Source organism: Massilia sp. CCM 8734, from assembly GCF_011682155.1.
In the GTDB taxonomy this organism is placed as follows: Bacteria; Pseudomonadota; Gammaproteobacteria; order Burkholderiales; family Burkholderiaceae_D; genus Telluria_A; species Telluria_A rubra.
In genome coordinates this window covers 210,338-235,097 of the sequence record NZ_WHJI01000001.1, presented here as the reverse complement: position 1 = coordinate 235,097, position 24,760 = coordinate 210,338, and the positions used below count along the sequence as shown (strand labels likewise).

General features: G+C 63.2%; 20 protein-coding genes. 6 read left to right on the top strand and 14 right to left on the bottom strand.

Annotated features, from left to right (window positions below; translation table 11 throughout):
* Positions 1-91: 91 nt before the first annotated feature.
* The 3 genes from F2P46_RS01030 to rnk form a co-directional block, all read right to left on the bottom strand.
* The gene (locus tag F2P46_RS01030) at positions 92-2,014 is read right to left on the bottom strand and encodes an ATP-binding protein (protein ID WP_166884420.1); all 1,923 of its coding nucleotides are present in this window, start codon (positions 2,012-2,014) and stop codon (positions 92-94) included.
* A 184-nt stretch (positions 2,015-2,198) separates the two neighbouring features.
* Positions 2,199-2,540, bottom strand: coding sequence for a hypothetical protein (locus F2P46_RS01025; RefSeq protein WP_166884419.1), 342 nt, complete (start codon positions 2,538-2,540; stop codon positions 2,199-2,201).
* Positions 2,541-2,758: 218 nt separating this feature from the next.
* Positions 2,759-3,166, bottom strand: coding sequence for a nucleoside diphosphate kinase regulator (gene rnk / locus F2P46_RS01020; RefSeq protein ID WP_166884417.1), 408 nt, complete (start codon positions 3,164-3,166; stop codon positions 2,759-2,761).
* Positions 3,167-3,567: 401 nt separating this feature from the next.
* Between rnk and F2P46_RS01015 the strand changes: the two genes are divergently transcribed.
* Together F2P46_RS01015 and F2P46_RS01010 are read left to right on the top strand one after the other, a co-directional pair.
* Positions 3,568-4,098, top strand: a complete 531-nt coding sequence (locus F2P46_RS01015) for a hypothetical protein (RefSeq protein ID WP_166884415.1) — start codon at positions 3,568-3,570, stop codon at positions 4,096-4,098.
* Between the two features lie 17 nt (positions 4,099-4,115).
* Entirely contained in the window at positions 4,116-4,427 is a 312-nt protein-coding gene (locus F2P46_RS01010) for a YdhR family protein (protein WP_166884413.1), read from the top strand.
* An 88-nt stretch (positions 4,428-4,515) separates the two neighbouring features.
* Here F2P46_RS01010 and F2P46_RS01005 read toward each other — a convergent pair whose 3' ends face one another.
* The 9 genes from F2P46_RS01005 to paoA form a co-directional block, all read right to left on the bottom strand.
* Entirely contained in the window at positions 4,516-5,310 is a 795-nt protein-coding gene (locus F2P46_RS01005; RefSeq protein WP_166884411.1) for a hypothetical protein, read from the bottom strand.
* Positions 5,311-5,482: 172 nt separating this feature from the next.
* A complete protein-coding gene (locus F2P46_RS01000) occupies positions 5,483-6,148 on the bottom strand; it encodes a hypothetical protein (protein ID WP_166884409.1) in 666 nt (221 codons plus the stop codon).
* Between the two features lie 317 nt (positions 6,149-6,465).
* Entirely contained in the window at positions 6,466-9,552 is a 3,087-nt protein-coding gene (locus tag F2P46_RS00995; protein ID WP_166884407.1) for a CHASE domain-containing protein, read from the bottom strand.
* A gap of 119 nt (positions 9,553-9,671) precedes the next feature.
* Positions 9,672-10,421, bottom strand: a complete 750-nt coding sequence (locus tag F2P46_RS00990) for a bifunctional 2-polyprenyl-6-hydroxyphenol methylase/3-demethylubiquinol 3-O-methyltransferase UbiG (RefSeq protein ID WP_166884406.1) — start codon at positions 10,419-10,421, stop codon at positions 9,672-9,674.
* Positions 10,422-10,692: 271 nt separating this feature from the next.
* A complete protein-coding gene (locus F2P46_RS00985; RefSeq protein WP_166884404.1) occupies positions 10,693-11,187 on the bottom strand; it encodes a hypothetical protein in 495 nt (164 codons plus the stop codon).
* Between the two features lie 142 nt (positions 11,188-11,329).
* Positions 11,330-12,301: a cupin-like domain-containing protein gene (locus tag F2P46_RS00980; RefSeq protein WP_166884696.1), complete on the bottom strand. Its 972-nt coding sequence runs from the start codon at positions 12,299-12,301 to the stop codon at positions 11,330-11,332.
* A 133-nt stretch (positions 12,302-12,434) separates the two neighbouring features.
* On the bottom strand, positions 12,435-14,633 hold the full coding sequence (gene paoC / locus F2P46_RS00975; RefSeq protein WP_166884402.1) for an aldehyde oxidoreductase molybdenum-binding subunit PaoC: 2,199 nt from the start codon (positions 14,631-14,633) through the stop codon (positions 12,435-12,437).
* 2 nt (positions 14,634-14,635) lie between these two features.
* Positions 14,636-15,589, bottom strand: coding sequence for a xanthine dehydrogenase family protein subunit M (locus tag F2P46_RS00970; RefSeq protein ID WP_166884400.1), 954 nt, complete (start codon positions 15,587-15,589; stop codon positions 14,636-14,638).
* Positions 15,586-16,224 carry an aldehyde dehydrogenase iron-sulfur subunit PaoA gene (gene paoA / locus F2P46_RS00965; RefSeq protein ID WP_166884398.1) on the bottom strand — a complete coding sequence of 213 codons (639 nt, stop codon included), beginning with the start codon at positions 16,222-16,224 and terminating at the stop codon, positions 15,586-15,588. Before paoA ends, F2P46_RS00970 begins: the two co-directional genes overlap by 4 nt.
* A gap of 505 nt (positions 16,225-16,729) precedes the next feature.
* Between paoA and F2P46_RS00960 the strand changes: the two genes are divergently transcribed.
* Positions 16,730-18,127, top strand: a complete 1,398-nt coding sequence (locus tag F2P46_RS00960; RefSeq protein ID WP_166884397.1) for a DUF4214 domain-containing protein — start codon at positions 16,730-16,732, stop codon at positions 18,125-18,127.
* A gap of 87 nt (positions 18,128-18,214) precedes the next feature.
* Here the strand turns inward: F2P46_RS00960 and F2P46_RS00955 are convergent, their stop codons facing one another.
* Positions 18,215-19,126 carry a M48 family metallopeptidase gene (locus F2P46_RS00955; RefSeq protein ID WP_208296470.1) on the bottom strand — a complete coding sequence of 304 codons (912 nt, stop codon included), beginning with the start codon at positions 19,124-19,126 and terminating at the stop codon, positions 18,215-18,217.
* A gap of 316 nt (positions 19,127-19,442) precedes the next feature.
* Here F2P46_RS00955 and F2P46_RS00950 point away from each other — a divergent pair, with 316 nt between their 5' ends.
* The 3 genes from F2P46_RS00950 to F2P46_RS00940 all read left to right on the top strand — a co-directional run bounded on the left by F2P46_RS00950 (position 19,443) and on the right by F2P46_RS00940 (position 24,068).
* The gene (locus F2P46_RS00950) at positions 19,443-20,813 is read left to right on the top strand and encodes a DUF4214 domain-containing protein (protein WP_166884394.1); all 1,371 of its coding nucleotides are present in this window, start codon (positions 19,443-19,445) and stop codon (positions 20,811-20,813) included.
* A gap of 253 nt (positions 20,814-21,066) precedes the next feature.
* Positions 21,067-22,455 (top strand): DUF4214 domain-containing protein, encoded by a 1,389-nt coding sequence (locus F2P46_RS00945; protein ID WP_166884393.1) that lies wholly within the window; start codon positions 21,067-21,069, stop codon positions 22,453-22,455.
* A gap of 215 nt (positions 22,456-22,670) precedes the next feature.
* Positions 22,671-24,068 carry an amino acid permease gene (locus F2P46_RS00940; RefSeq protein WP_166884391.1) on the top strand — a complete coding sequence of 466 codons (1,398 nt, stop codon included), beginning with the start codon at positions 22,671-22,673 and terminating at the stop codon, positions 24,066-24,068.
* A 157-nt stretch (positions 24,069-24,225) separates the two neighbouring features.
* On the opposite strand, the gene F2P46_RS00935 is transcribed toward F2P46_RS00940, so the two are convergent.
* Complete coding sequence (locus F2P46_RS00935; protein WP_166884389.1) at positions 24,226-24,684, bottom strand: thioesterase family protein; 459 nt, start codon at positions 24,682-24,684, stop codon at positions 24,226-24,228.
* Positions 24,685-24,760: the final 76 nt, after the last annotated feature.

The window sequence follows — 24,760 nt, the reverse complement described above, 5'->3', positions numbered from 1 at the left end:
TAAGCCTTGCTTGCCGATCATTTACAGATGCTATTTTACCATCAGGAAACGGGCGGCGCTATACATCGGACGGCCGGCTCGGTGACCGGCACTACGCGACTTCTGCCAGCACGTCCATCAGCCTGCCGGTATCGACCGGTTTGACCATGTGCTGGTCGAAACCGGCGGCCTGGCTGCGCTGGCGGTCGCTCTCCTGCCCGTAACCGGTAATGGCCACCAGCAGCGCGCCGCGCGTGTGCGGATGGCTGCGCAGGCGCGCCGCCAGGGCGTTGCCGTCCATGTCGGGCAGGCCGATATCGAGCAGGCAGACGTCGAAGCGGGCCGTTTCGATGCGCGCCAGCGCGTCCCTGGCCGAATGCTCGACCGTCATGCGGTGCCCCGACGCTTCGAGCAGCATGGCCAGCATGGCGGCGGCGTCGACGTTATCGTCCACCACCAGAATATCGAGCGTGCGCGCTTGTCCGGCCACGCGCTCGGGAGCGTGCGCCGCCAGTGGGGCCTGGCGGCCGTCGCACAGGCGCGGCAGCGAGACGCTGAAGGTACTGCCGGCGCCGGTCCCGCCGCTGACACAGGACACCGTGCCCCCATGCATCTCGACCAGGCTCTTGACCAGCGCCAGGCCCAGACCCAGGCCGCCGGCGGTGCGGTCGGACGTATGCTCGGCCTGGCTGAACAGATCGAATACGCGGCATGCCAGCTGGTGCTCCATGCCGATGCCGTTGTCGGCCACGCTGAGCGTCACGCGCTCGTCATCGATGGCGATGCGCAGGTCGATCTTGCCGCCGTCCGGGGTGTACTTGGCGGCGTTGTTGAGCAGGTTGCCGACGATTTGCACCAGCCGCTTGGCGTCGCCCAGCACGGTGCTGGCCTCCGGCGGCACATGGATGCACAGTTTGTGCCCGCGGCCGAGGATCAGCGGCCCGCTTTGCTCGACGGCGTCGGCGACGATGTCGCGCAGGTCGAGCGGCGCCGTATCGAGCTTGACCACGCCGCCGGTCACGCGCGAAACGTCCAGCAGGTCGTTGACCAGGTGCGTCATGTGGCTGACCTGGCGGCTGATGATTTCGCTGGTCCTGCGCACCCGCGCCTCGTCGAACTTGCCTAGTTTGAGCAGTTCGGCGGCGGCGCCGATCGGCGCCAGGGGATTACGCAGTTCGTGCGCCAGCATGGCCAGGAATTCGTCCTTGCGGCGGTCGGCGTCGCGCAGTTTGTCTTCGGCCAGCTTGCGCGCGGTGATATCGGCGATGGTGCCCACCAGTTGTGTGCGCGGCTGTCCTGCGCAATCGTGGGGCCGGCCATACAGCTCGAGCCAGCGCACCGCCCCGTCCTTGTCCAGCACCCTGCCCTGGAACTGGAAGCGCAGGTCGCCCGCCACGCTGGCGGCGACTGCCTGCGCAAACCGCGCAACATCGTCCGGATGCAAAAAATCGGCGGCAAAGCGCGTCGCGTTGACCGGCGGCTCGCCGTGTCCGACGCCCAGGATGTCGTAGGTGCGCTCGTTATCCCAGGTGACCTTGTCGGAAACCGGGTCCCAGGTCCACAAGCCCAGTTCGGCCGCGTCGGTGGCCAGTTGCAGGCGTTCGACGCTTTGCCGCAGTTCTGCGTCGGCCTGGCGCGCGCCGGTGACATCGCGCGACATGGCCAGGATGCGCCCGGGCTGGCCATCGGCGCCGAGGATCGGGGCGACAATCACTTCCCACCATTTCGGCGTCCCCTTGGCCGTCTGGCAGAAGGCGCCAAAACGGCCGGTGCCGCCGCTGCGGGCGGCGTCGAGCGCCGTCAATACTGTGGCCACCGTCTCTGGTGGCCACAAGCTGGCCCAGGCCAGGCCGACCAGCGGCGCGAAATCGTCGATTTCCATCGCGCACTGGCCGTTCTTGTTCATCGACAGCATGCGACCGTCCACGTCGAGCACTTTGACGCAATCGGGGCTGCTGTCGTAAATGGCGGCGCCGATGTCCGGAACGGCGGGTGCAGGCGGGACAACACTGCTGGGAGGGAAGGAATCGGACATGGGAGAAATCAAATCTTTTCGGCGAGCACAAGCAAAGCGGCTATGCCGTGATTCTACCGACTTGGTACCGAGCTTCAGTACGGTAGCAAACATAAGCGCCAGTATCGGCGCCGCCATGGCAAACCAGCGCCATGCGCTACTTCCGGCAAGTGGACCTGAATCGGCTGGAGCGCGCAGGCACGCTTTAGCCGATGCTCACGATGCCGTTCTCTCCATACGGCGTCGCCAGTTCTATCGCTTCCAGGATATTGCCTAATCGAAACTCCCAATAGGCTCGTTCCTTATCCTCGAGAAGCCCCAGCATGACGTGCGCCTCGCGCTTGAGGATCGCCAGTTCAGCCCCGCGCGCTTCGATCCACATCTCGGTAGCGAGCAGCGGAAACAGAACCAGTCCGGCGGCAATCGCCTTTTCGCCTGCGTAGAAGGAATACCGTGTGCTTTCAACGCCGCCAAGGGCCGAGCTCAGCGGCAAGTCGACCTGCTTGCCGTGTTCATCGATGTAATAGGCATCAATTCCAAGTGTCATGTGTTTTTCCGAAAGTGGGGGGCGATCATGTTGACGACGCCCATTGAAAGACGACGGTCCGTTTCGGCTTCCAATCACCTTGCTTGGAATCTTCGTCGAGGTGCGACGCCCGCCACGCGCCTTGCAGGAAGCCGGGGAGATGCTCATGCACTCCCAGCAGGTCGGTGCGGCGACCGGCGCCGCGAGCAAAGCGGCGGGAAGTCGTCATCCGGCTGCGCTCAGCGGTGCAACTCGCCAGAGCGCTCGGGCTGGTACAAGACGTCCAGCACGGTGAGCTGGAAACTGGCGCCGTCGGGACGGTGCCAGTCGATGCTGTCGCCCACCGCCAGGCCGATCAGGGCATTGCCGACCGGCGAGAGGATGGAAATATGCCCGCCATCGGGCTGCATGTCTTTCGGGTAGGCCAAGGTCAGGCTGAACTCCTCGGCGGGCGCGTCGAGGGAAAAGCGCACGCGCGAATTCATGGTCACGACGTCCGGCGGCATGGCCTCCGGCTCGACCAGCTCGGCGCGCGCCAGTTCGTCGAGCAGCACGTTTTTGACGTCGGACTGCGCGGCCGGCAGCGAGTCGAGCAGGGTTTCAAGGCGTTGCATGTCAACGGACGACACAATGATGTTCGGTCTCATGATGGTACTCCACTGATATTGATAAACGGGGCAATGCGGATGGAGGGTGGCTCGGGAGGACGGGAAACGGGTTTGTTTCCGGATGGTCCTCACCGAGCTCGGGAGAGCCGGGCGAGATGGCGCGCGAGCGAGCGCGATCCGTCGCCACAAGGGGACGGACAAGCGTGCATCGGACGGGAGCGCAGTAGCTTCATTGGCGGGACGTGATCGGAATAGCCCGAGTATAGCGCTACTTGGGCAAGCGCGGCGATATCGGCGATAAATCCGGCCCGGCTGCCGGGCGCCATCCCGGCGCGTGGCGCAGGCGGCATGGCGCCCGTATAATCACGATGGGATGCCGCCTCGCGCACGAAGGCGCAACTCGTCGTTCTTTCCTTCAAATCCAAACAACGAAAGCACACATGAACGTTCCAGGACTCGGTGACATGACACTCGACGAAGGCACCGACTGGCTTTGCAGCGCGCCGATGCAGGTGAAGATGCTCGATGACGCGATGTGCGAGATCGTCCTCGAAGGCTATGCAGAGGACCCGCACCAGGAAGATTTTCACGCCGCGATCGCCGCATTTCTGTCCAGCGGCCCGGACGTGCTCAAGGCAGCGCAAGCGCATATCTTCCAGTACTACCGCGATGTGAGCAGCCGCCAGAGCGCATCGGACGAGGGTGTCGTTGCCATCGACACGCCCGCCGAGGTCTGGCGCCACATCCAGTTCGGCTACGAGCCGATGGTGGAACGGGGCGATCCCGACGAGCGCGACGTCTACATTTCGATCACCTGCAACTGCGATTGGGAACGCGAACACGGACTGCAGATCGTCCTGCGCAATGGCGACACGGTCTGCAAGATCGGCCCTTTCGATGGCCATGTCACCAATGCCGATGCGTTCGACGATGACAGCCTGAAGCAGGTTATCTATCGCAGCTTGAGCTGAGAGCGCAGGAGTCACCGATGATCATCGCCATGACCGCGTTTTCGCTACCCAAGCCCCTCACCCGCGAGGAAGCGCGCACCATCTTCCTGAGCACTGCGCCGACCTACCAGGACGTGCCGGGACTGCTGCAAAAGCACTATGTGCTCTCGGAAGACGGGGGCACGGCGGGCGGCGTCTACGTTTGGGCATCGCGGGCGCAAGCCGAAGCGATGTACACGCCGGCCTGGCGTGCATTCGTGCGGGGGAAGTACGGCGCCGAGCCATCGGTCACCTATTTCTACAGCCCGGTCATGGTCGACAATGTAGCGCAGAAGGTATTTACTTACTAGTTGATGCTGCACACATACTTGAAACCAGGGCGTCACGAATCTTGGAGCATCAGGTCTGGAAACGTCAGCCGCGCCGGCAAAAATCAGATCACTCTTCGTCGAGAATCTGACCCAACAGCCTTTCATCAGCAAACTCAAAAAAAAGCATCTCGCCAGAAATCTCGCGTGTCTCGTGATCCCAGTCGACCGTCAGCGGATCGGCATCGGTACGGCTCTTGCGGTGGAATGCTTGGCAATTGCCCGCTCCATCCGGACAGAACTCGAGCAGATCTTGAAATTCGTAATCGTCGGGAACGAACCTTTGCTCCTTCGCGATCGGATCCATGAGCTCGCCCAGATCCACCAGATACCGACTAGAAAGTATTCCGCCGTCAAGCACGCCGAAGCCGTCATGCACGCTGTAAAGCTTATTCATCGCTTGCGGTACTTGCCACCCTAGGGACTCTGCCCGATCCGAGAGTCGCGGCGAGGAATTTGGGGCGCCCCCTACAATCAGTTCGTAGTATGGCCTGCCATCGTATAGTGCCCGATCAACAAGATAAACGAGCTTCCAATCGCTCCCACTGCGAACCGGCACGACCCATCGAATTCGCTCTTCAAGTGTGGATACAAACTTCGGAAGCAGCCTACGAAGTGGGGATAGCACTTTGTCCACGGCATCGACGGCCTCCAGAGCTTCAATCCGCCACGGGCAAGCGGCATCGAAAGACGGGACGAGGTTATGTTGGCTGACAATGAACTCGGCTCCCGGTCGACCGAACTGGTCGAGAATCGATCGTTCCAGGTCGGTCGTCCGACAAAATTCCTTCTCGAACGGCAACGCTTTATCGCGAATCAAGTCGCGTTTGAGTTGGGCACGTATGAGGTCGTTGAGTTGTTCCATTGGTATAAATTCCTAGTAAGTAGTTCGTATTGCCGACCTGCCATGCTCCGCAATTCCCCTAGTCAGCCACGGATGGGCGAACGTCCGTTCCGGGCCGACCGCAGCCAGCATCCTGCCATGGCTTTTTAGAAGCGTCATGTCGGCGCGCGCGGGAGAACGATCGTACATTGGCTCACCAAAATTTCCACCACGGAGCTTGCCCTGGCGCCGCGAGTGCCACTTCCTTGGCCCCAATGGACAATGTGGCCTCCAACTGCGCCATGCGGTGGCGGACCTTGGAAAGCGGATGGTCGGGGAACATCTGGTCATATTGGCTGTTGTCGGAGGGAAGTACGTGCAACGGCCGCGCACGCATGTCGGCAAACATGTCTTCGATGCTGTCCATCAGCACTGGCACGTTTGGCGAAGCACTAGCCGGGCTTTCCCCTGTCATCACGCAAACGGTCGCTTCACGCACGCCAGTTGTGCCTTGCTCGATGGACTCAACGTTGATTTGCGCCGTCGCATCGCCCAGACGGATCCACAGAATGCTTACGAACATCATTCCCATACTCTGCGGAAGCGGCGAGCGGTACTTGAACAACCCGCGCAGTGCGGTCTGGCCACCGACGGAGACGACGTCCATTTCCAGTAAAACGCCGCCATTGCTGGCGCTCTGTTGAGAAAAATATCGCGTGGCGGTGTCGATGTCGTGCACGTCAAAGGACCAGTTCGTGCTCTTTGGTACGCGTAATACGATATACACGCCGTTCGCGTTACTCCAGCCGAAATGCTCTTCGGACTGCTCCCGAAGCGTGCAATCGGAAACGTCGAACTTAACTGAGCTGTTGCTGGACATCAGATTCCTTGTAGCTTAAAGGTGAGGTGTAAGTTATCGGGTACTATTGCGCGGCGATTGTATCGTACAGGCACACCCAAATGGCTCACGTGAGCGAGACGACCACAAGCCGATGCTGGAACGGGGCAATCCCGACGAGCGCGATGTTTGCATCTCGATCACCCGCCACTGCCAGTGGGAATGCGAACACGAGCTGTAAATAGCCCCGCGCGCAATTTCCATCATCCGCGTTCTGTACGTCCGCATTCGACGCCCCCACGTGACCTTGAGCCCTACGTTAAAGACGACAGCGAGCACGCATGATGGCGTCGTGCGCTTCAGGCGTCCAGCATCCTGCTCGCCAGCGCGTCGCGCACGTGTTGCGCCAGTTGCGCGCGCCGGTAAGGCTTGCCGAGCAGGCGCACGCCGTCATCGAGCCTGCCGCCGGTGGTGAGCGCGTCGCGCGTGTAGCCGGATGTGTACAGCACCGCCACGCCAGGCAGCTCGCGCTGCGCCAGCATCGCCAGTTCGATGCTCGACACCGGTCCCGGCATCACCACGTCGGTAAACGACAGATCGAACCACGCCCCCCTGCGCAGCATGGCCAACGCGCTGGCGCCGTCGTGCGCTTCCAGCACGCAGTAGCCAAGCTCGTTCAGGGTCGCCACCGTGGTCGCGCGCACTTCCGCATCGTCTTCTACCACCAGCACCGTTTCGCCGCCGCCGACCACGTCCTGCTCGGCCGCGCCCATCTTGCTGATGGCGCGCTGCGCTGAACGCGGCAGGTAAATCACCACCGCGGTACCTTCGCCCGCCACGCTGTCGAGCACGATGTGGCCACCGCTCTGCTTGACGAAGCCGTAGGCCATGCTCAGCCCCAGGCCGGTCCCCTGCCCCACCGGCTTGGTGGTGAAGAACGGCTCGAACGCGTGCGCCATCACCTCGGCATCCATGCCCTGGCCGGTATCAGCAAAGCTGAAGCGGATGTAGTCGCCGGGCGCCAGGTCAAGCGCGCCCGCATGCGCGGCGTCCACCGTCTCGTTGCGCAGGCCGATGGTGAGCACGCCGCCGCCGGGCATGGCGTCGCGCGCGTTGATTGCCAGGTTGATGACCACGTTTTCCCACTGGCAGGGGTCGACCAGCGTGTTCCACAGCCCGTCATCGGCGTCGATGCTGATGCGCACCGATTCGCCGAGCGCGCGTTGCAGCAGGTCGTCCATGGCCTGCAAGGTTTGCAGGGGGTTGAGCACCACCGGCTGCAGCGGCTGGCGGCGCGCGAACGCGAGCAGCTGCGCGGCCAGCTTGGCGCCACGGTCGACCGCCGACTGGATGCTGTTCAAGCGCTTGTGCAGGCGTGCGTCGTCGCGGTTGGTCAGCTGGAGCAGTTGGACATTGCCGCCGATGACATGCAGCACATTGTTGAAGTCGTGCGCCACGCCGCCGGTCAGCTTGCCAACCGCTTCGAGCTTTTGCGAATGCTGGAGCGCATGGCGCGCTTCTTCCAGCGCCAGGCTGCGCTCGACTTCGAGCTGTTCGGCGAGCTTGCGTCCGGAAATGTCGCGCATGAAGGCGCTGATCACGAAGCCGGATGCCTGCGCAAAGCCGGCAATGGCCAGTTCGACCGGCACGCGGCGCCCGTCACGGTGCTGCGCGCTCACATCGAACACGTTGCGGATCATGGTGCCGGCGCCGCTGGCGACCATGCGCGCAATCCCGGCGTTGTGGGCGGCGCGCAGTTCTTCCGGAATGATCAGGGTGGCCAGGTCGTGCCCGATGGCGCTTGCCGCCGGCCAGCCGAACATGGCTTCGGCCTTGGCGTTCCAGTCGGTGATGCGCCCGTCCGCGCCGACGGCGACGAAGGCGTCGTGCGAATGGTCGAGGATGACGCTGACCCGGTGCTGTTCGGCCGCCAGGCGCGTGTTCGCCTGGAGCAGGGTTTGTTCGTCGGCCTTGGCGCGCGTGATGTCGCTGTGGGTGCCGATGGTGCGCAGCGGGTGGCCGGCGGCGTCGCGCGTGACCGCCATGCCGCGCGAGCGGATCCAGCGCCAGGCGCCATTCTTGCAGCGCAGGCGGAACTGGCATTCGTACGACTGGTCGGTGCTCTCGACGTAGGCGTTCAGGGTGGCCAGCACGCGCTCGCGGTCCTCGTCGTGCATCAGCGCCTGGAAGGCGGCGTCGGTGGGCGCGATCTCGTCGGCGCCGTAGCCGAGCATTTCTTTCCAGCGGCGCGAATGGACGATGTCGCCGGTGCCGCGATTCCAGTCCCAGACGCCGTCGCCGGCGCCCTCCAGAGCGTACTTCCAGCGAAATTCGCTTTCGCTGAGCTGGCGCGTCATGTCGGCGGCCAGCGCCACGGCGCGCCCGCGGCCGGAGGCGAGCGTCCACACCAGCAAGGCCAGCAGGGCGCCGGTGGCGAGGCCGATGACGGCGATGAAGTGCGGCCGGTCCGATCCCTGGCGCGCCTCGAACTGGGCGGCCGAGCGCATGTGCAAAATCCATGGACGGCCGGCGACGACCACCCGCACGACGGTGGAAAAACGGGCCGGGCGCCGCATGTCGGCCGGCGTTTCGCGCGCCGAGCGGTATAGCCTGGCGCTGTCCGCGATCGCGTTGCCGTCGTAGATCGAGAGCATGATGTCGGCCGAGCGTTCGCCGCCCAGGCCGGCCATCAGGTCGTCCATGCGGAACGGCGCGCCAACCCAGCCGATGATGCTGGCGCGCCGCTCGGCCACGGTGGCGGCGGGGGCATCGCGCCGGTACACGGGCAGGTACATGACCAGCCCGGCCTGTTCGTTGCGGCCGTTTTCCTGAATCAGGCGCACCTTGCCCGAGGCGGCCGACTGGCCGGTATCGCGCGCCCGTTCCATGGCGGCGCGCCGGGTCGGGTCGCTCAGCATGTCGAAGCCGAGCGCGCGCAGGTTCAGGCCGGTGAAAGGTTCGATGCGGGTAATGGTCGACAACACCGGCCGATCGCCCAGCGGATGGACGGTGTAGCCCGGGCTTTCACGGCGGCGCGCGGCGGTATGTGCGTCGAGTTCGGATGGCGCGACCAGTTCGACCAGCGCAATTCCCTGGATGCCGGGATAGGTTTCCTCCAGCCGCAGCGAGGCGATGTAATCGCGAAAATCCGCGCTTTCGACCTTCATCGAGCCGAGCAAAAAGGCTTGGGTGCCGCGTTGGACTTGCTCGTAGTTGCCCATGCGCTGTTCGATGCGGCGCTCCATCTGGCGCGCCTCGAAGGCAAATTCGGCGCGCTGGCGATCTTCGAGCTCGGCGCGGGCAATTTGCCAGGCGAACGCTGTTGCAATAATGACAATTAGAAAAATCGTCAGCGCCAACACCGAGGGGGCGTATTTGCCATGGATGGCAGTGACGAGCGCACCACCGTGGCGCTTTTCTTCAGGTTGGGCAACGCTGGTCGGCATAGGCAGCTTCGAGAAGGAGAACGCGCATTATTCACCAAATGTGAGATTCTCCGAGGCAAAGTGTTGCAGTACACCTACTTTACGCGGGGTGCGTCGTTGCCCTTGCAATGGCATGCCAATTATGCGGGCCGGGTGCCGATCAGGATCGGCTGGTAAAAGGCGTCGTCGATGCGGCGCACATTGTCAAACCCGGCTTCGCGCATCAGCGCGCACATCTTGTCGGTCGAGATGGCGTAGTAGCGCGAGCGCATCGCATGCGTTTGCACCGCCTGGCTCGCCAGGTCTTCTTCGATGAAGTAAAAAGTCAGGTCGTAGTGTTCGCCGGCGAAATCCCAGACCTGGAACAGCACATAGCGCTTGCCGTCTTCGGTGCGCGCGCCGTAGGGCTTGACGAGGTTGACGCCGCGCTCCTCGCGCTCGTAATCGCGCATCGACATCAAAAAGCCGCCGCCGGGCGTCAGGCAGGCAAACATCTGGCGCAGCGCGATGAGCAGGTCGTCATCGGTGAGCAGATGCGGCAGCGAGTTGTCGCAGGAGAGGACGATATCGAAACCGCCGCCATGGTGATCGTGGGCGCGGCGCATGTCGCACACCGAAAAGCCGACGCTGGCGTTGGCGAGCATCGCTTCGCGCCGGGCGCGCTCGATCTCTTTTTCGGACAGGTCGGACGCGCTGACCGAAAAGCCGCGCTGGGCCAGTCCGATGGCCTGGGTGCCGATGCCGCAGGAGACGTCCAGCAACTTGCGCTTGCCCGGCCATTCGGTGTCGATGAGCTTGCCAAGCTGCTCGCCCTGCAAGGCGACGCTGGCGTGCCAGTCCTGGTGGATCAGGTGGTAAAACGGCGTCAGGCGGTCGTAAAAATCGGACATGGATTCCTCGTCAATGGCGGAGCGCAAGCTCGTGGATAGACGGGAATAATAGCATTCAGGCAAAGTTGATGCCCAACATCATTGGGCTGACACTAGCAGCCTGTCGGACTTGGGGAGTCGAAGCGAAAAAATAGCTGGGCGAGGCCAGATTTTGACGATTTCGCAGTGCCAATAGCGAGCTATTGGCCGAGAAAGCGGCGAAATATGGACCGTCCCAGTATTTTTGCAGCCGACGATCCCAAGTCCGACAGGCTGCTAGCCAAGCAAAAATTTACGCCACTGCCCTGCGCGATCTTTTGTAGCGTCGTTTCAGGCAATGGACCAGCTTGGATAAATCCACCTTGGAGCCGTAGACGTCAATCTTGTTGTCGTTGCGCAGCCAGACATCCACATCTTGCGCAATCCAGGACAAGGGCCAGCATTCGGTCTTTTCTTGCGGGAAGAAATGTACATGGCCGGGCTCACCAGATGCCGACGCCTGGACCGCATAGCGGTTCTCGGCCATTTCTTCCCCGATGTCGTCCAGAAGACGCTGGGCCGGGACCTGCGTGGTGATCGTTACCTTTGCCGGCAGTTCATCGTACGGAATCATGATGGTGGCCATGAACACCAAAGCCAGCAAGCCGAGCGGCGTAAAGCCACGTGCGGACGGCGGCAGCTGGAAAAACATGTCCTGCAATGTCCACATTGTTACGTAGAAACACATCGTCAGCATGAAATGGTTCGCCGAACGATACGGCCACAGGTATCGCCACAGCGGGTGCATGGGCCTGATCCGCGACACTGTAAATGGTGGTGCCTGGTGCTGAAACCGACGGGCCAAATGTTCGTACGAGGTGGACATGGGTAAACCCTTCATATAGTGGCATTTTCATAAGACAATGCGCACCAAACGAAAGTTCCTTCATCTACCGGCTTTTTTGCTGATCCTGCGTGCGCCGCAAGGACGGGTCCTCATTCAAGGCATACGGCATCGCCCTTGCCCAGCGGTTGGCCGAGAGCGAAAACGTCAGCGCGCGCACCTGGTGATACCAGCCTGCCGGCACATACAGCATGTCGCCCGGATTGACGATGACCTCGATCATGGCTGCCTGGCGCGCCAGCGGGAATTTGTCGAAATCGGGCGCCTCGGGGTCGACCGGCGAGCCGAATAAAATGGCATTGGCCTGGCTGGGATACAGGAATTCGTCGTGGTGCGGCGGCACCAGGAAGATCCGCTTGCTGCCCCAAACCTGCGCGAAGATATTGTCGTCGTAGTCGCAATGGAGCGGCGTGACCGTGCCCGCCGGCCCGAGCCAGAAGCGCGGCGGCCCCATTTTGCTGAAGTACGCCGGCCAGTAGCACATGCTGTTCAATTCGCGCAATTCCAGATTGCCCAGGTAGGGCGGCAAGCCTTGCGTGCCGGCGGCGACCAGCTCCAGATACTCCAGCATGGACATATCGCGCATGGCGCGGTCGGGCGCGAAAGCGGTGTTGATATAGTCGCCCACGCGCGCGCGCACCGGCACGTGGCTGAAGCGCTCGCGCAGCGATTGCGGGGTGAGGGACGACAACGGCCAGCGCGTGGCCACGCCCGTGATCAGAAATGGCAGCCCGTGCGCCGCGCGCGCGCGAAACGCCGCCGCATCGAGCACGCCGATGCGCGGCACTTGGTCGATGACCGGCAGCGCGCGTGCGACCCGCTTGATCGCTTCGCGCATGGCGTCGATCGACGTCACCCCGCGCACCAGCGCATCGCGTTCCTCGCGCGCCCGCTTTTTGGCGGCGGCGTCGCCGGACCATGCCGTTTCGGTCGCCAGCAGCGTTGGCGGCAACCGTGGCGCCAGGCGCGCCGGTAGTGGCTCCAGCTCGGGAACCACCGTATTCTTCTCACTTGACATAGACAATGACCATCTTCCCGTTATGACTGTCGACCCGGCGGCGAACCGAAAAACCTGCGGTTCGCGCCGTGGGGCGACAGCATAACGCATGCGATGGCGCTGTTCCACTTCTTCGTGGCGAGGAAGAGCCGCGTCAGCTCATGGCCGGCATCTTCTCCAGCAGCTTGTCGAGCGTGAGCGGATAGTCGCGCACGCGCACGCCGGTGGCGTTGTAGACCGCATTCGCAATCGCCGCCGCCACCCCGCAAATACCCAGCTCGCCCACGCCCTTGGCCTTCATCGGCGACGACATCGGATCGGTCTCGTCGAGGAACACCACCTCCTGGTGCGGCACGTCGGCGTGCACCGGCACTTCATACCCGGCCAGGTCGTGATTGACAAAAAAACCGGCGCGCATATCGACCACCAGTTCTTCCATCAGCGCCGCGCCCAGGCCCATCGTCATCGCCCCGATCACCTGGCTGCGCGCCGACTTCGGATTGAGGATACGTCCCGCCGCGCACACGGCCAGCATGCGCCGCACCCGCGTTTCGCCGGTGACTGCATCGACCGCCACTTCGACAAAATGCGCGCCAAAGGTCGACTGCTGGAATTTCTTGTCGAGGTCGCCGTACTCCATCGTGTCCTCGGCCACCAGTTCGCCGCCCTGCGCGGCCTGCGCCAGCGGCACGCTCTTGCCGCCCGCGCTGACGGCGCCGCCGGCAAATTGGGCCTTGGCCGGGTCCATCCCCAGCTTTTGCGCCACCGCCTCGCGCATCTTCATGCACGCCGCGTACACGCCGGCGGTGGAACTGTTGGCGCCCCACTGCCCGCCCGAGCCGGCCGATACCGGAAAGCGCGAGTCGCCCAGGCGCACCACCACCTTCTCGATCGTCACGCCCATCATCTCGGCCGCGGTCTGGGCGATCACGGTGTAGCTGCCGGTGCCGATGTCGGTCATGTCGGTTTCCACCGTGACCACGCCCTTGCCGTCGAGGCGAATGCGAGCCCCCGACTTCATCACCAGGTTGTTACGGAAGGCGCTGGCCACGCCCATGCCGATCAGCCAGCGCCCTTCACGCTTCTTGCCCGGCTCGGCACTGCGTTCCTTCCAGCCGAACTTGTCGGCGCCGCTGCGCAGGCAGTCGATCAGGCGACGTTGCGAGAACGGCCGGCCCGGTTTTTCCGGATCGACCTTGGTGTCATTGAGGATGCGGAAGGTGACCGGGTCGATCTTGAGCTTGTCGGCCATTTCGTCCATGGCGATTTCGAGCGCCATCAGGCCGGGCGCTTCGCCCGGGGCGCGCATCGCGTTCCCTTCCGGCAGATCGAGCACCGCCAGGCGCATTTTGGTCATGCGGTGCGCGCCGGCGTACAGCAGGCGCGTTTGCATCACCGCCGTCTCGGGTTGACCGCCCGCCAGGTCGCCCGACCAGCTTTCGTGGCCGATTGCGCTGATCTTGCCGTCGCGCGTGGCGCCGATGCGGATGCGCTGGATGGTCGCCGGACGGTGCGTGGTGTTGTTGATCATCAGCGGGCGGCTCAGCGCCACCTTTACCGGCCGCTTGGCCGCGCGCGCGCCCAGCGCCGCCAGCAACGCTTCCGAGCGCAGGAACAGTTTGCCGCCGAAGCCGCCACCGATGTACGGCGAAACCAGGCGCACATTTTCTTTCGGGATGCCGAGCGTCCTGGCCAGGTCGCCGCGGGTCCAGTCGATCATCTGGTTCGCGGTCCACACGGTCAGCTGCTCGCCTTCCCACGAGGCGATCGAGGCGTGCGGCTCCATCATCGCGTGCGACTGGTCCGGCGTGCGGTAGGTGGCGTCGAGCCGGACCGGCGCGCCGGCGTAGGCGCGTTCGAAGTCGCCCACCTTGGTGTCCGCATTCTCGCCTTTGGGCTCGGTGGCCGAGCCCTTGACCTTCGCGAGGTCATACGCGCCCTTCTCTTGTGCGTACGTCACCTTGACCAGGTTGGCGGCGGCGCGCGCCTGCTCGAACGTCTCGGCCACCACCAGCGCAATGGCCTGGTGGTAATGGTCGATGTCCGGCCCGGCGAGCAGTCTGGCGGTATTGAACTTGCCCTTGCCGAGGGCGCCGGCGTTTTCGGCGCTGATGACGGCGATCACGCCCGGCGCGCGCCGCGCTTCATCGAGCTTGATCGACGTGATGCGGCCCTTGGCGATGCCGGCGCCGACCACGTGGCCGTAGGCGGCGTTCGGCGCCGCCTCATGCTGCTCGTAGGCGTAGGGCGCCGTGCCGGTGGTCTTGGCCGGGCCGTCGATGCGATCAAACGGACGGCCGAGCACCTTCATCTGGTCGATCGGGTTGGTGGTGGCGGGTGTGGAAAACTTCATGGTCAGCCTTTCTTCGCATCCGCCAGCACCGCGTGAAGCGTGCGCTGGACCAGCGTGATTTTGAATGCGTTGTCGTGCGTCGTTTTTGCCCCCGCCAGCAACTGGTCGGCGACGGCCCTGGCGCCGCCGGCCATCTTTTGCTCGGCCGCTTCGATGCGCCAGGGCTTGTGGGCCACCCCGCCGAGCGCCACCCGGCCGCCGCCGTCCGGCAGGATCACGGCGGCCACCGACACCAGCGCAAAGGCGTACGAGGAACGGTCGCGCACCTTGCGGTACACATGCGTGCCGCCGAGCGGCTTGGGCAAGGTGACGCCGGTGATCAGTTCACCGGGTTCGAGCAGCGTCTCGATGTGCGGCGTGCTGCCCGGCAGGCGGTGGAAGTCGGCAATCGGAATCGTGCGCGCGGCGCCATTGGGGCGCACCGTTTCCACTTGGGCGTCGAGCAGGCGCATGGCCACGGCCATGTCGCTCGGATGGGTGGCGATGCAGGCGTCGCTGGCGCCGACAATGGCGTGCTGGCGGCTGAAGCCGCCGATGGCCGAACAGCCGCTGCCCGGCTGGCGCTTGTTGCAGGGCTGGTTGGTGTCATAAAAATAGGGGCAGCGCGTGCGCTGCAGCAGGTTGCCGGCGGTGGTCGCCTTGTTCCGCAACTGCATCGAGGCGCCCGACAGCAAGGCGCGCGAGAGCACAGCGTAGTCGCGCCGCACCCGCTCATCGGACGCCAGGTCGGTATTGCGCACCAGGGCGCCGATGCGCAGGCCGCCATCCGGGGTGGCATCGATCTTGTCCAGGCCGAGGCCGTTGACATCGATCAGGTGTCCCGGGGTTTCGATCTCGAGCTTCATCAGGTCGAGCAGGTTGGTGCCGCCGGCGATGAATTTGGCGCCCGGAGAGCGCATGGCGGCGGACGCGGCGTCGGCGGCGCTGGTGGCGCGCTGGTAGGTAAACACCTTCATGCGCCGCTCCCCGCGACCTCGGTGATCGCATCGAGGATGTTCGAATAGGCCCCGCAGCGACAGATATTGCCGCTCATGCGCTCGCGGATTTCCTCCGCCGACAGCAGCGGCCTGGCCATCAGGTCGGCGCTCACGTGACTGGGGATGCCCTGCTTGATCTCGCTGAGGACCGAGACGGCCGAACAGATCTGCCCCGGCGTACAGTATCCGCACTGGTAGCCGTCATGCTTGATGAAGGCGGCCTGCATCGGGTGCAGCTTGTCCTTGTTGCCCAGGCCTTCGATGGTGGTGATGTCGGAACCCTCATGCATGACCGCCAGGCTGAGGCAGGAATTGATGCGACGGCCATCGACGATGACGGTGCAGGCGCCGCACTGGCCATGGTCGCAACCCTTCTTGGTGCCGGTCAGGTGCAGGTTTTCGCGCAGCACATCGAGCAAGGTGGTGCGGGTGTCGACCTCGAGCGCGTGGCGCTTGCCGTTGACCTGGAAGGCCACCTTGTTGGTCACCGGGGCGGCGGCGGGCGCGCCGGCAACCGCCCCGGCCGCGCCCGGCACGCCGGCCGCTGTCACGCTGATGGCGCCTGCGATTAACAGTTCCCGCCTCGATAGTTTGATGTCGCTGAACTCGTTCATGTGTTGGCATCCTTTGAAGGCGTTGAATGATGTGTTGCGCTTACGTAAAACGTGCAATTTATCAAGAATGCCGGGCATGCATAGATTGGTCTGTTAGTCGACGCACGCTCGTGCGAAAAACAGGGCTGAGCGCTCGGGTAACGCCGTCGGCCACAGGGCAATGGTGGCGGCAAGCGGTTCCAGCGGGGCGCTAGCGCATTTTGTTATTTCTTAACAACACTTCAGCGCTGTAAGCACGGGGAATAATCATTTCCTATGCGCATTAATGAACTTGCGATACCATTTGTGCTTACTTAACAATCACAACAAGCCGTCGGGGCGCGACGCCCCTGCGGCCAGCGGCTGTGGGCGATCGCCCGCCACGCCCGCATGCCTTTACCCTACCCCGCTGTTGACGACAAGCCAGTCGGCGGGGCCGAGGTACCGGACCTCCCGTGCAGCCGGGACACCCGGCCGTGCCGCGTGCGCGCAGGCCGCTTTCCCGTGACGAACAACAAGGATGTCAATGACTTACCCAGTTTTGAATTTACCATCGCTGACCCAGCAGGAGCTCGGCAGCGCCGCGCCGCTGACGTTCGACCCGTTCTACGAGAACGTCGACTTGACCCCATGGGACGAGCTGGCCAGCGTAAAAAGCAACCAGGTCGGCGCGATGCAGCACGACCTGTTTTCATTCACCGCGGTCAAGGGCGTCACATACTATGTGTTCAGCACCAGCTACCTGGAACCGACCCGCATCATCGTGTACGACAATCTCGGCCGCCCGATCGGCGCCGACAATGATACGGATGGAAGCTCAGGCATGCATTATCTGCCCAGGTTGTTCGCCGAGTACTCGGGCACGATGTATGTCGACGCCGGCTGGAACCAGGGCCAGACCGAGCTTGGCCTGGCGGTGTCGCTCAAAGTGTTCGGCGACGTCGATACCAAGAACGTCGCCCCGCCGCCCGTGCTGCCGCCCGTGAGCACGATGACGGGCAGCGCTTGGGCCGACCGCTTCGTCGCCACCCGCGCCGAAGACCTGATCGATGGCGGTGGCGGCATCGATACCGTCGCCTATGCCGGCACGCGCGCCTCGTACAACATCATCAAGGACGGCGACAAGGTGCGCATCTGGTCGATTCCCGACACCAAGGACGTCGATACCCTGCGCTCGGTGGAAAAACTGAGCTTCTCGGATGGAAGTTACGACATGCAGTACGGCGACCTGACCCAGTCGCTGTATGTCGCCTACTTCGGCCGCGCGGCCGATGTCGGCGCCCTGAAAAGCTTCCAGACCCAGCTGGCCGCCTTGGGCGCGCCCGCCAACGTCAACGACTTCAGCGCGCGCTACGCCAAGGATGCCTCGGTGAAGAACCTGATCGATTCCTTTGGATTGAGCCACGAATCGAAAGCGCTGTACTCGGGCGACAACAAAGCCTTCGTGAAGGCCATCTACAACAACCTGTTGAGCCGCGACGCGGACCAAGGCGGCCTCGATTTCTGGAGCAATGCGATCGACAGCGGTTCGCTCACGCGCGCCAACGCCTCGCTGTCGATCCTGGCCGGCGCGCAGGGCAACACCAGCGCCCAGGGGCTGGCAGACGCGCTGCTGCTTCAAAAGAAGATCAGCGTCGCCTCGAACTTTACCCTGGCGCTGGAAACGTTCGACAAGGGCAACCGCTATGACGGCGACCTCGCGGCCGGCATGGCGCGCAAGCTGCTCGGGGCAGTCACGACAACGACCGATGCGTTCGATTTCCAGGACGATGTGATTGATGCGATGATCGCCCTGCCGCCGCCACGTGGCGTGCCCGACCAGGCAAGAGAGATGCCGTTCGCTGCGCATGAGGCGCTGCGCGACGCGCCGCTCATCGAACTGACCGGGGTCGGCGGCATTGCGGACGCATTCATGTTTGCCTAAGTGCGCGGCAAGTGAGCGTGCTGAGAGGATGGTGACTGTATAGGGAACAGAAGCGCTTGCCTTGCAAGGCAAGCGCATTGACTTCACTTACTTGGATGACTTCTTCTTGCCTGCCTTGGTCGTCGACGCTGGCTTGGTCGCCGACTCTGGCTTGGCCGGCGCCTCTTGCTTGGCCGCCCCCTCTGGCTTGGTCGCCGCATCATACAGCGGCGTCACGCGCGGCTGCATCGCGGTCAGCGAGGCGATCCGGGTGGAGTCGGACGGGTGGGTCGACAAAAACTCGGCGTTGCCGGCGCCGCCCGATGCGGCAGCCATCTTTTCCCACACCGACATCGCCGCGCGCGGATTGTAGCCGGCGCGCGCCGCCAGTTCCAGGCCCATGGTGTCGGCTTCCGATTCATGCTCGCGCGAGTTCGGCAAGGTGAACAGGTAGTGGGTCGCCTCGCTGGCGACCGCGACCTGCAAGCCCTTGCTCGGGGCCAGCACGCCGGCCAGTGCGGTCAAGCCACCGGTGGCTTTGGCCTGCGACATCCGTTCACGTCCGTGCTCGCGCAAGGCGTGGGCAATTTCGTGGCCCATGACCATCGCGATTTCATCGTCGGTCAACTTGAGCTGGCGGATCAGGCCGGTGTAAAAGGTAATCTTGCCGCCTGGAGCGCAGGAAGCGTTGAGCACCGGCGCGTCGATCAGCGCCAGCTCCCATTTCCAGTCCTTGGCATCATCGCGGAATACCGGCACCTGCACCTGCAGGGCCTTGGCGATACGCGCCACGCGATTGTATTCGGTGCCTTTGGTCACCAGGCGACCTTCGCTTTTTGCCTTCTGGTTCTGGTTGCTGAAACTGGACAGCGCCATCGCATCCACTTCCGAGGCCGACACAAGCATCATTTGGGAGCGGGTGACTCCCACGGCTCCGGGCTTGGTGCTGGTGGCGCAACCGGCCAGGGCCGCCACGGCGATCACTGTCAGGCACAGCTTGGTTTGCATGGTGTTCAACATTTTTACTACTCCGAGTTACACAAAGAATTGCCTATGATAATAGTTTCTTATGCGGATGTCATGATTTTTATCAAGATCAATGATATATTTTATACTAATGTCGTTTTTATCAACACGTTGGTCCCTGTTCAGACTAAATCATCACGAAATTGGCCGTTGGACACCCAAGCTTACCAGTGCTTACACTTGCTAACAGCTCATTAACAAGAAAGACATATTTCTATCTAGAAATTGAACGATACTCGTGGAATACTGAGCCGATGCGAGCGACATGCCGGGCATGGCGCTTTCCCTGACGAACGACAAGGACACCACCATGGCCTACCCCACTATCGATTACCTTCCCTCGTTGACAGCGCAACAGCTTGCCCAAGCCCATACGCTAACGCTTGCCACGTACGTTCCGACCAGCGCCACCTCCTCGTGGGACCAGTCGGCCTCGGTGTACACCAGCGCCCGTTACGCGAGCCTGGACGGCCTGTATGCGTTCACAGCAGTCGAGAATGCCACCTACGATATTTTCAGCTTCAGCTTTTTCGACCCCTTCCTGATCAGGCTGTACGACAAATCGGGCAAAGTGATCGCGGTCGACAAGGAGAGCGACAGCGGCTACGGCAACGATTTCCTGTCCAAATTCGTCGCGCCGTATTCGGGCACGGTGTACGTCGACGCAGGATGGCACCAGGGCTCGGCCGATGTGAACCTGGGCGCCTCGCTGTATGTTTATGCCGACCTCGACACCATACCGAAACCGACCAACACGCTGACCGGCACCGATGGCGTGGACGTCTTCGTCGCCACCAAAAGCAGTGACCTCGTCAACGGGCTGGGCGGGGTCGACACCATGGTCTACCAGGGCAAGCGCGGCGATTACGACATCGTCAAAAGCGGCGCCGAATTGCTGGTCTACTCGCTGGTTGGCAACGATGGCGTGGACAGCCTGCGCAACGTCGAAAAGCTCTCCTTCTCCGGCCAGGTGACCGACATCCGCCACAGCGACCTGGCCCAGGCGCTGTACGTGAGCTACTTCGGCCGCGCGGCCGACACGGGCGGCCTGAAGGGCTTCCAGGCGCGCCTGGGCGAGCTCAATGCACCGTCCAGCGCGGCCGAACTGAGCGCCCGCTACAACAGCGACCCGGCCGTCAAAGTGCTGATCGACTCGTTCGGATCGAGCGCCGAGTCGAGCGCGCTGTACTCGGGCGACAACAAGGCCTTCGTGCGGGCGATCTACACCAACTTGCTCGGGCGCGAGCCGGACCAGGGCGGTCTCGATTTCTGGACCAATGCCATCAACGCCGGCGCGCTCACGCGCGCCAATGCCTCGCTGTCGATCATGGCCGGGGCGCAGGCCAACAGCAGCACCCAGGGCAAGCTGGACGCCCTGCTGATCGGCAACAAGATCAGCGTGGCCTCGAACTTTACCTACGGCCTGGAAACCGAAGACAAGGTCGGCGCGTACAACGGCCTGGGCGCGGCCGCCGTGGCGCGCGAGCTGCTCAAGCAGGTCACCGCCAGTACCGACGCGTTCACCTTCCAGACCCAGGTGATGAAAGCGGTAAACTCCTTGCCAACCTCGACCGGCGGCCTGGCCAGCCCGGGCGATGCGCCGGCCCTCGCGCAGCCGGATGCACCGGTCATCGCCCTGAGCGGCGTGGACAGCCACTCCCCCGCCGTCATGTATGCCTGATTGACGCCTAACTCTCCTGTGCCGGCCCGCGCCGGCACAGGCATGCCCACCTTCGCCGCGCGCCCATCACCGGCAAATAGTTAACAAAAACAAATATCTGTTGCTGATTGAGCATAAGATCCGCTACACTCGCCGGTTAAGATTGGTGAGCGAGGCATCCACAGCGGCGCCCGAGCTGCCGACGCCCCTGCTGTTTTGCCCGATCAATCCCCCGTCTGCGTAAAGGACGGGCTCGCCTTCCCCAACGACGACCATGACCTACCTCACCATCGACACCCTGCCCGACCTGAGCGCGGCGCAAATGAATATCGCTCCCTTGCTGACCTTTTACCCGATCCGCTACGACGGCTACTCGTTCGACTGGGACGAATCGGCCAGTTTCCGCAGCGACGGGGCGCACCTGCTGTTCAACGACGTGTTTTACTTTAACGGGATCGCCAACATCCCCTACGACATCTCCAGCGACAGCGCGCGCGATCCGTCGGGCATCACCGTGTACGACATGGCCGGCAATGCGATCGCCGTCGACCGCGAACTGGAGTACGATGGCGCCTACCCCAGCGACCTGTTGATCAATTTTGTCGCGCCCTATTCGGGCAAATTCTATGTCTCCGCGGGCTGGAACCAGCTCAGCACCAACATGACCACCTCGCTCACCGTGTACGCCGACATGAACAAGCCGGCGAAAGCGCCGCAGCGGATCAAGGGCAGCGACCTCGACGAGACTGTCGGGTACGGGAGCAGCGTGGACGACCTGATCGATGGCGGCGGCGGCATCGACCAGGTCGTGTTTTACAATCCGCGCGTCAATTACAGCATCCTGCGCCATGGCCAGACCACCAGCGTGACCTCGATCCTGCGTAACGAGGGCAACGATGTCCTGTCGAACGTCGAAGTACTGCGCTTTTCCGATATCACGGGCAAGACGACCTTTCTCGACATGACCTATGTCGACCTGGCCGAATCGCTGTATATCGGCTACTTCGGGCGCGCCGCCGATGTCGGCGGCCTGAACAGCTTCCAGGCCCAGCTGGCCGCGCTGAAAGCGCCCACCACCGTGAGCGGCTTGAATGCGCGCTACGGCACCGATGCCGCGCTCAAGAGCCTGGTCGACTCGTTCGGCGCCAGCGCCGAATCGAACGCCCTGTACGGCGGCGACAACAAAAGCTTCGTGACGGCCATCTATGCCAACGTGCTCAACCGGGCTCCCGACCAGGGCGGCCTCGAATTCTGGAGCAAGGCCATCGACACCGGCAGCCTGACGCGCGCCGGCGCATCGCTGGCCATCATGGCCGGCGCGCAGTCGAACAACACGCCACAAGGCCAGGCCGACGCCCAATTGCTGGGCGTAAAAATCAACGTGGCGAGCAATTTTACCTATGCCCTGGACATGGGCAACCTGGGCGGCGCGTACAACGGCGCCGGCCCGGCGGCCGCCGTGCGCACCATGCTCGGCTCGCTCAGCGCCAGCACCGATGTCCTCGCTTTCCAGCCGATGGTGCAACAGGTGATCGGCAAGATGGCCAAGCTCCCCGGCGTGCAAAGCCCGATCCAGGACCTGGCGCCGCCTGACGCCGGGCACGCACCGGTATTGCTTACCGGCATCGACAGCAGCGACAACAGCGCCTTCCTGTTCGCCTGATCCCCTGTTTCACCCCCGCGCCAGCGCCGTCCGGTGCGGGGAATGCCCGCCTCACCCCCCGCTTTTGTTTTCTTTTCGCCATCTTTATTCCCGCAACTCGTCAATGCCCGCGCCCGGTACGTTACAATCGCGGGCGCAGTAGTCGTACACCCCGGCCGTAAAGAAGCTGCCTGGGTGGCATCTTAAAAACATAAGACTTTAAGCGAGACAATTGAATGAGCCTTTTCCGAACGAAAAATCTGGACGCCATGGTGGCGCAAAGCCGCGCCGCCGGTGGCTTGAAGAAAGTGCTGGGGCCGCTTGACCTGGTACTGATGGGCATCGGGGCCATCGTCGGCACCGGCATTTTCGTGCTGACCGGCACCGGCGCCGTGACGGCCGGCCCGGCCCTGACCCTGTCCTTCGTGATCGCCGCGATGGCCTGCGGTTTCGCCGCCCTCTGCTACGCCGAATTTGCCTCCACCATTCCCGTGGCCGGCTCGATCTACACCTACAGCTACGCCACCATGGGCGAAGTGGTGGCCTGGATGATCGGCTGGGATTTGCTGCTCGAATACGGATTGGCCACCTCGGCCGTGTCGGTCGGCTGGTCTGGCTATTTCCAGTCGCTCATCGGCGGGCTCGGGATCAAGCTGCCGGTCGCGCTGACGGCCGCGCCCGGATCGATTCCCGGCGTCGAGACCCTGTTCAACCTGCCGGCCATGATCATCATGCTGCTGCTCACGGCCATGCTCTCGTTCGGCGTGCGTGAATCGGCCCGCATCAACAGCGTGATGGTGGTGATCAAGATCGGCGTGGTGCTGCTGTTCATCGTGGTCGGCGCGCGCTATGTCGAGCCGGCCAACTGGCAGCCCTTCATGCCATTCGGTATGAACGGGACGATGAGTGCGGCCGCGCTGGTGTTTTTCGCCTTCATCGGCTTCGATGCGGTGACCTCGGCGGCGGAAGAAGTCAAGCGCCCCGAGCGCGATCTGCCAATCGGCATCATCGGCTCGCTGGTGGTGTGCACCATCCTGTACGTGATCGTCTCGGCCATCATGACCGGCATCGTGCCTTACCAGCAGTTTGCCGGCGTCGATCACCCGGTCTCGCTGGCCCTGCAGTTCGCCAAGCAGAACTGGGTCGCCGGCTTCGTCGACCTGGGCGCGATCCTGGGCATGACCACCGTGATCCTGGTGATGACCTACGGCCAGACCCGCGTGATTTTCGCCATGTCGCGCGACGGCTTGCTGCCGCAGCGCCTGGCCAAGATCCACCCGAAATACGGCACCCCGTTCTTTGCCACCTGGATGGTCGGCATCGTGTTCGGCCTGATCGCCGCCGTGGTGCCGCTCGGCGTACTGGCCGAGCTGATCAACATCGGCACCCTGGCCGCGTTCTGCCTGGTGTCGGTGGCGGTGATCGTGTTGCGTCGCACCCGTCCGGACCTGCCGCGCGCCTTCCGCTGCCCTGGCGTGCCGGTGGTGCCGGGACTGGCAATCATCTTCTGCGTGGCCCTGATGACCTTCCTGAGCAAGACCACCTGGATCGCCTTCGGCATCTGGCTGGCGATCGGCATGATCGTGTATTTTGCGTATTCGCGCCGTCACTCGCTGCTCAATACCCCCGAGTAAGCCTTGCATGGCGCGCGAGCGCCATCCCGCTAACAAAAAAGCCCCTGGAATCAGGGGCTTTTTTGCGTGGATCGGGTGCGAGCCGTTGAGCGGGTCATCGACCCAATTTTCCTGGAACTAAAAATTGCTGATACGATATCGGGTGCCCGGCGACCTGCTACTTCGGCGGCAAGCGCTTTTGCGGCGGCAGCAGCTTGCAAATCTCCGCCGGCAACGGCACCGATTTTTCGGCTGGAAAATTGACCCACACGATCTTGGCGCCGCCTTCGGCGTGCAAGACGCCCGGATTGCCATCGGCGCCGACCATGTGAATCTGGTGGAACATCTCGAAGCTGGAGCGTCCGGGCGGCCCGACGAAGGTACTGATCTCGATCTCGCCCGGGTACTTGAGCTGTTTCAGGAAGGAACAGTGGGCGTTGACGATCACCGGGCCCTCGCCCGCCGGATCGGGGGTGCAGGCAATCTCGTCGAACCAGGAGATGCGGGCCTGTTCGATATAGCGAAAGTACACGGTATTGTTGACGTGGCCCATCGCATCCATGTCGCCCCAGCGGATCGGCATGCGCAGGGTATGGACCAGGGTCGGCTGAAGAGTGGTGGCAAGTGTATTTGTCATGGCACGATCTTACCATCGGCGCGGCTGTGCGTGCCAGCATGGCTGGCGCCGGCGCGCCATGGCGCTTCTCGTTATG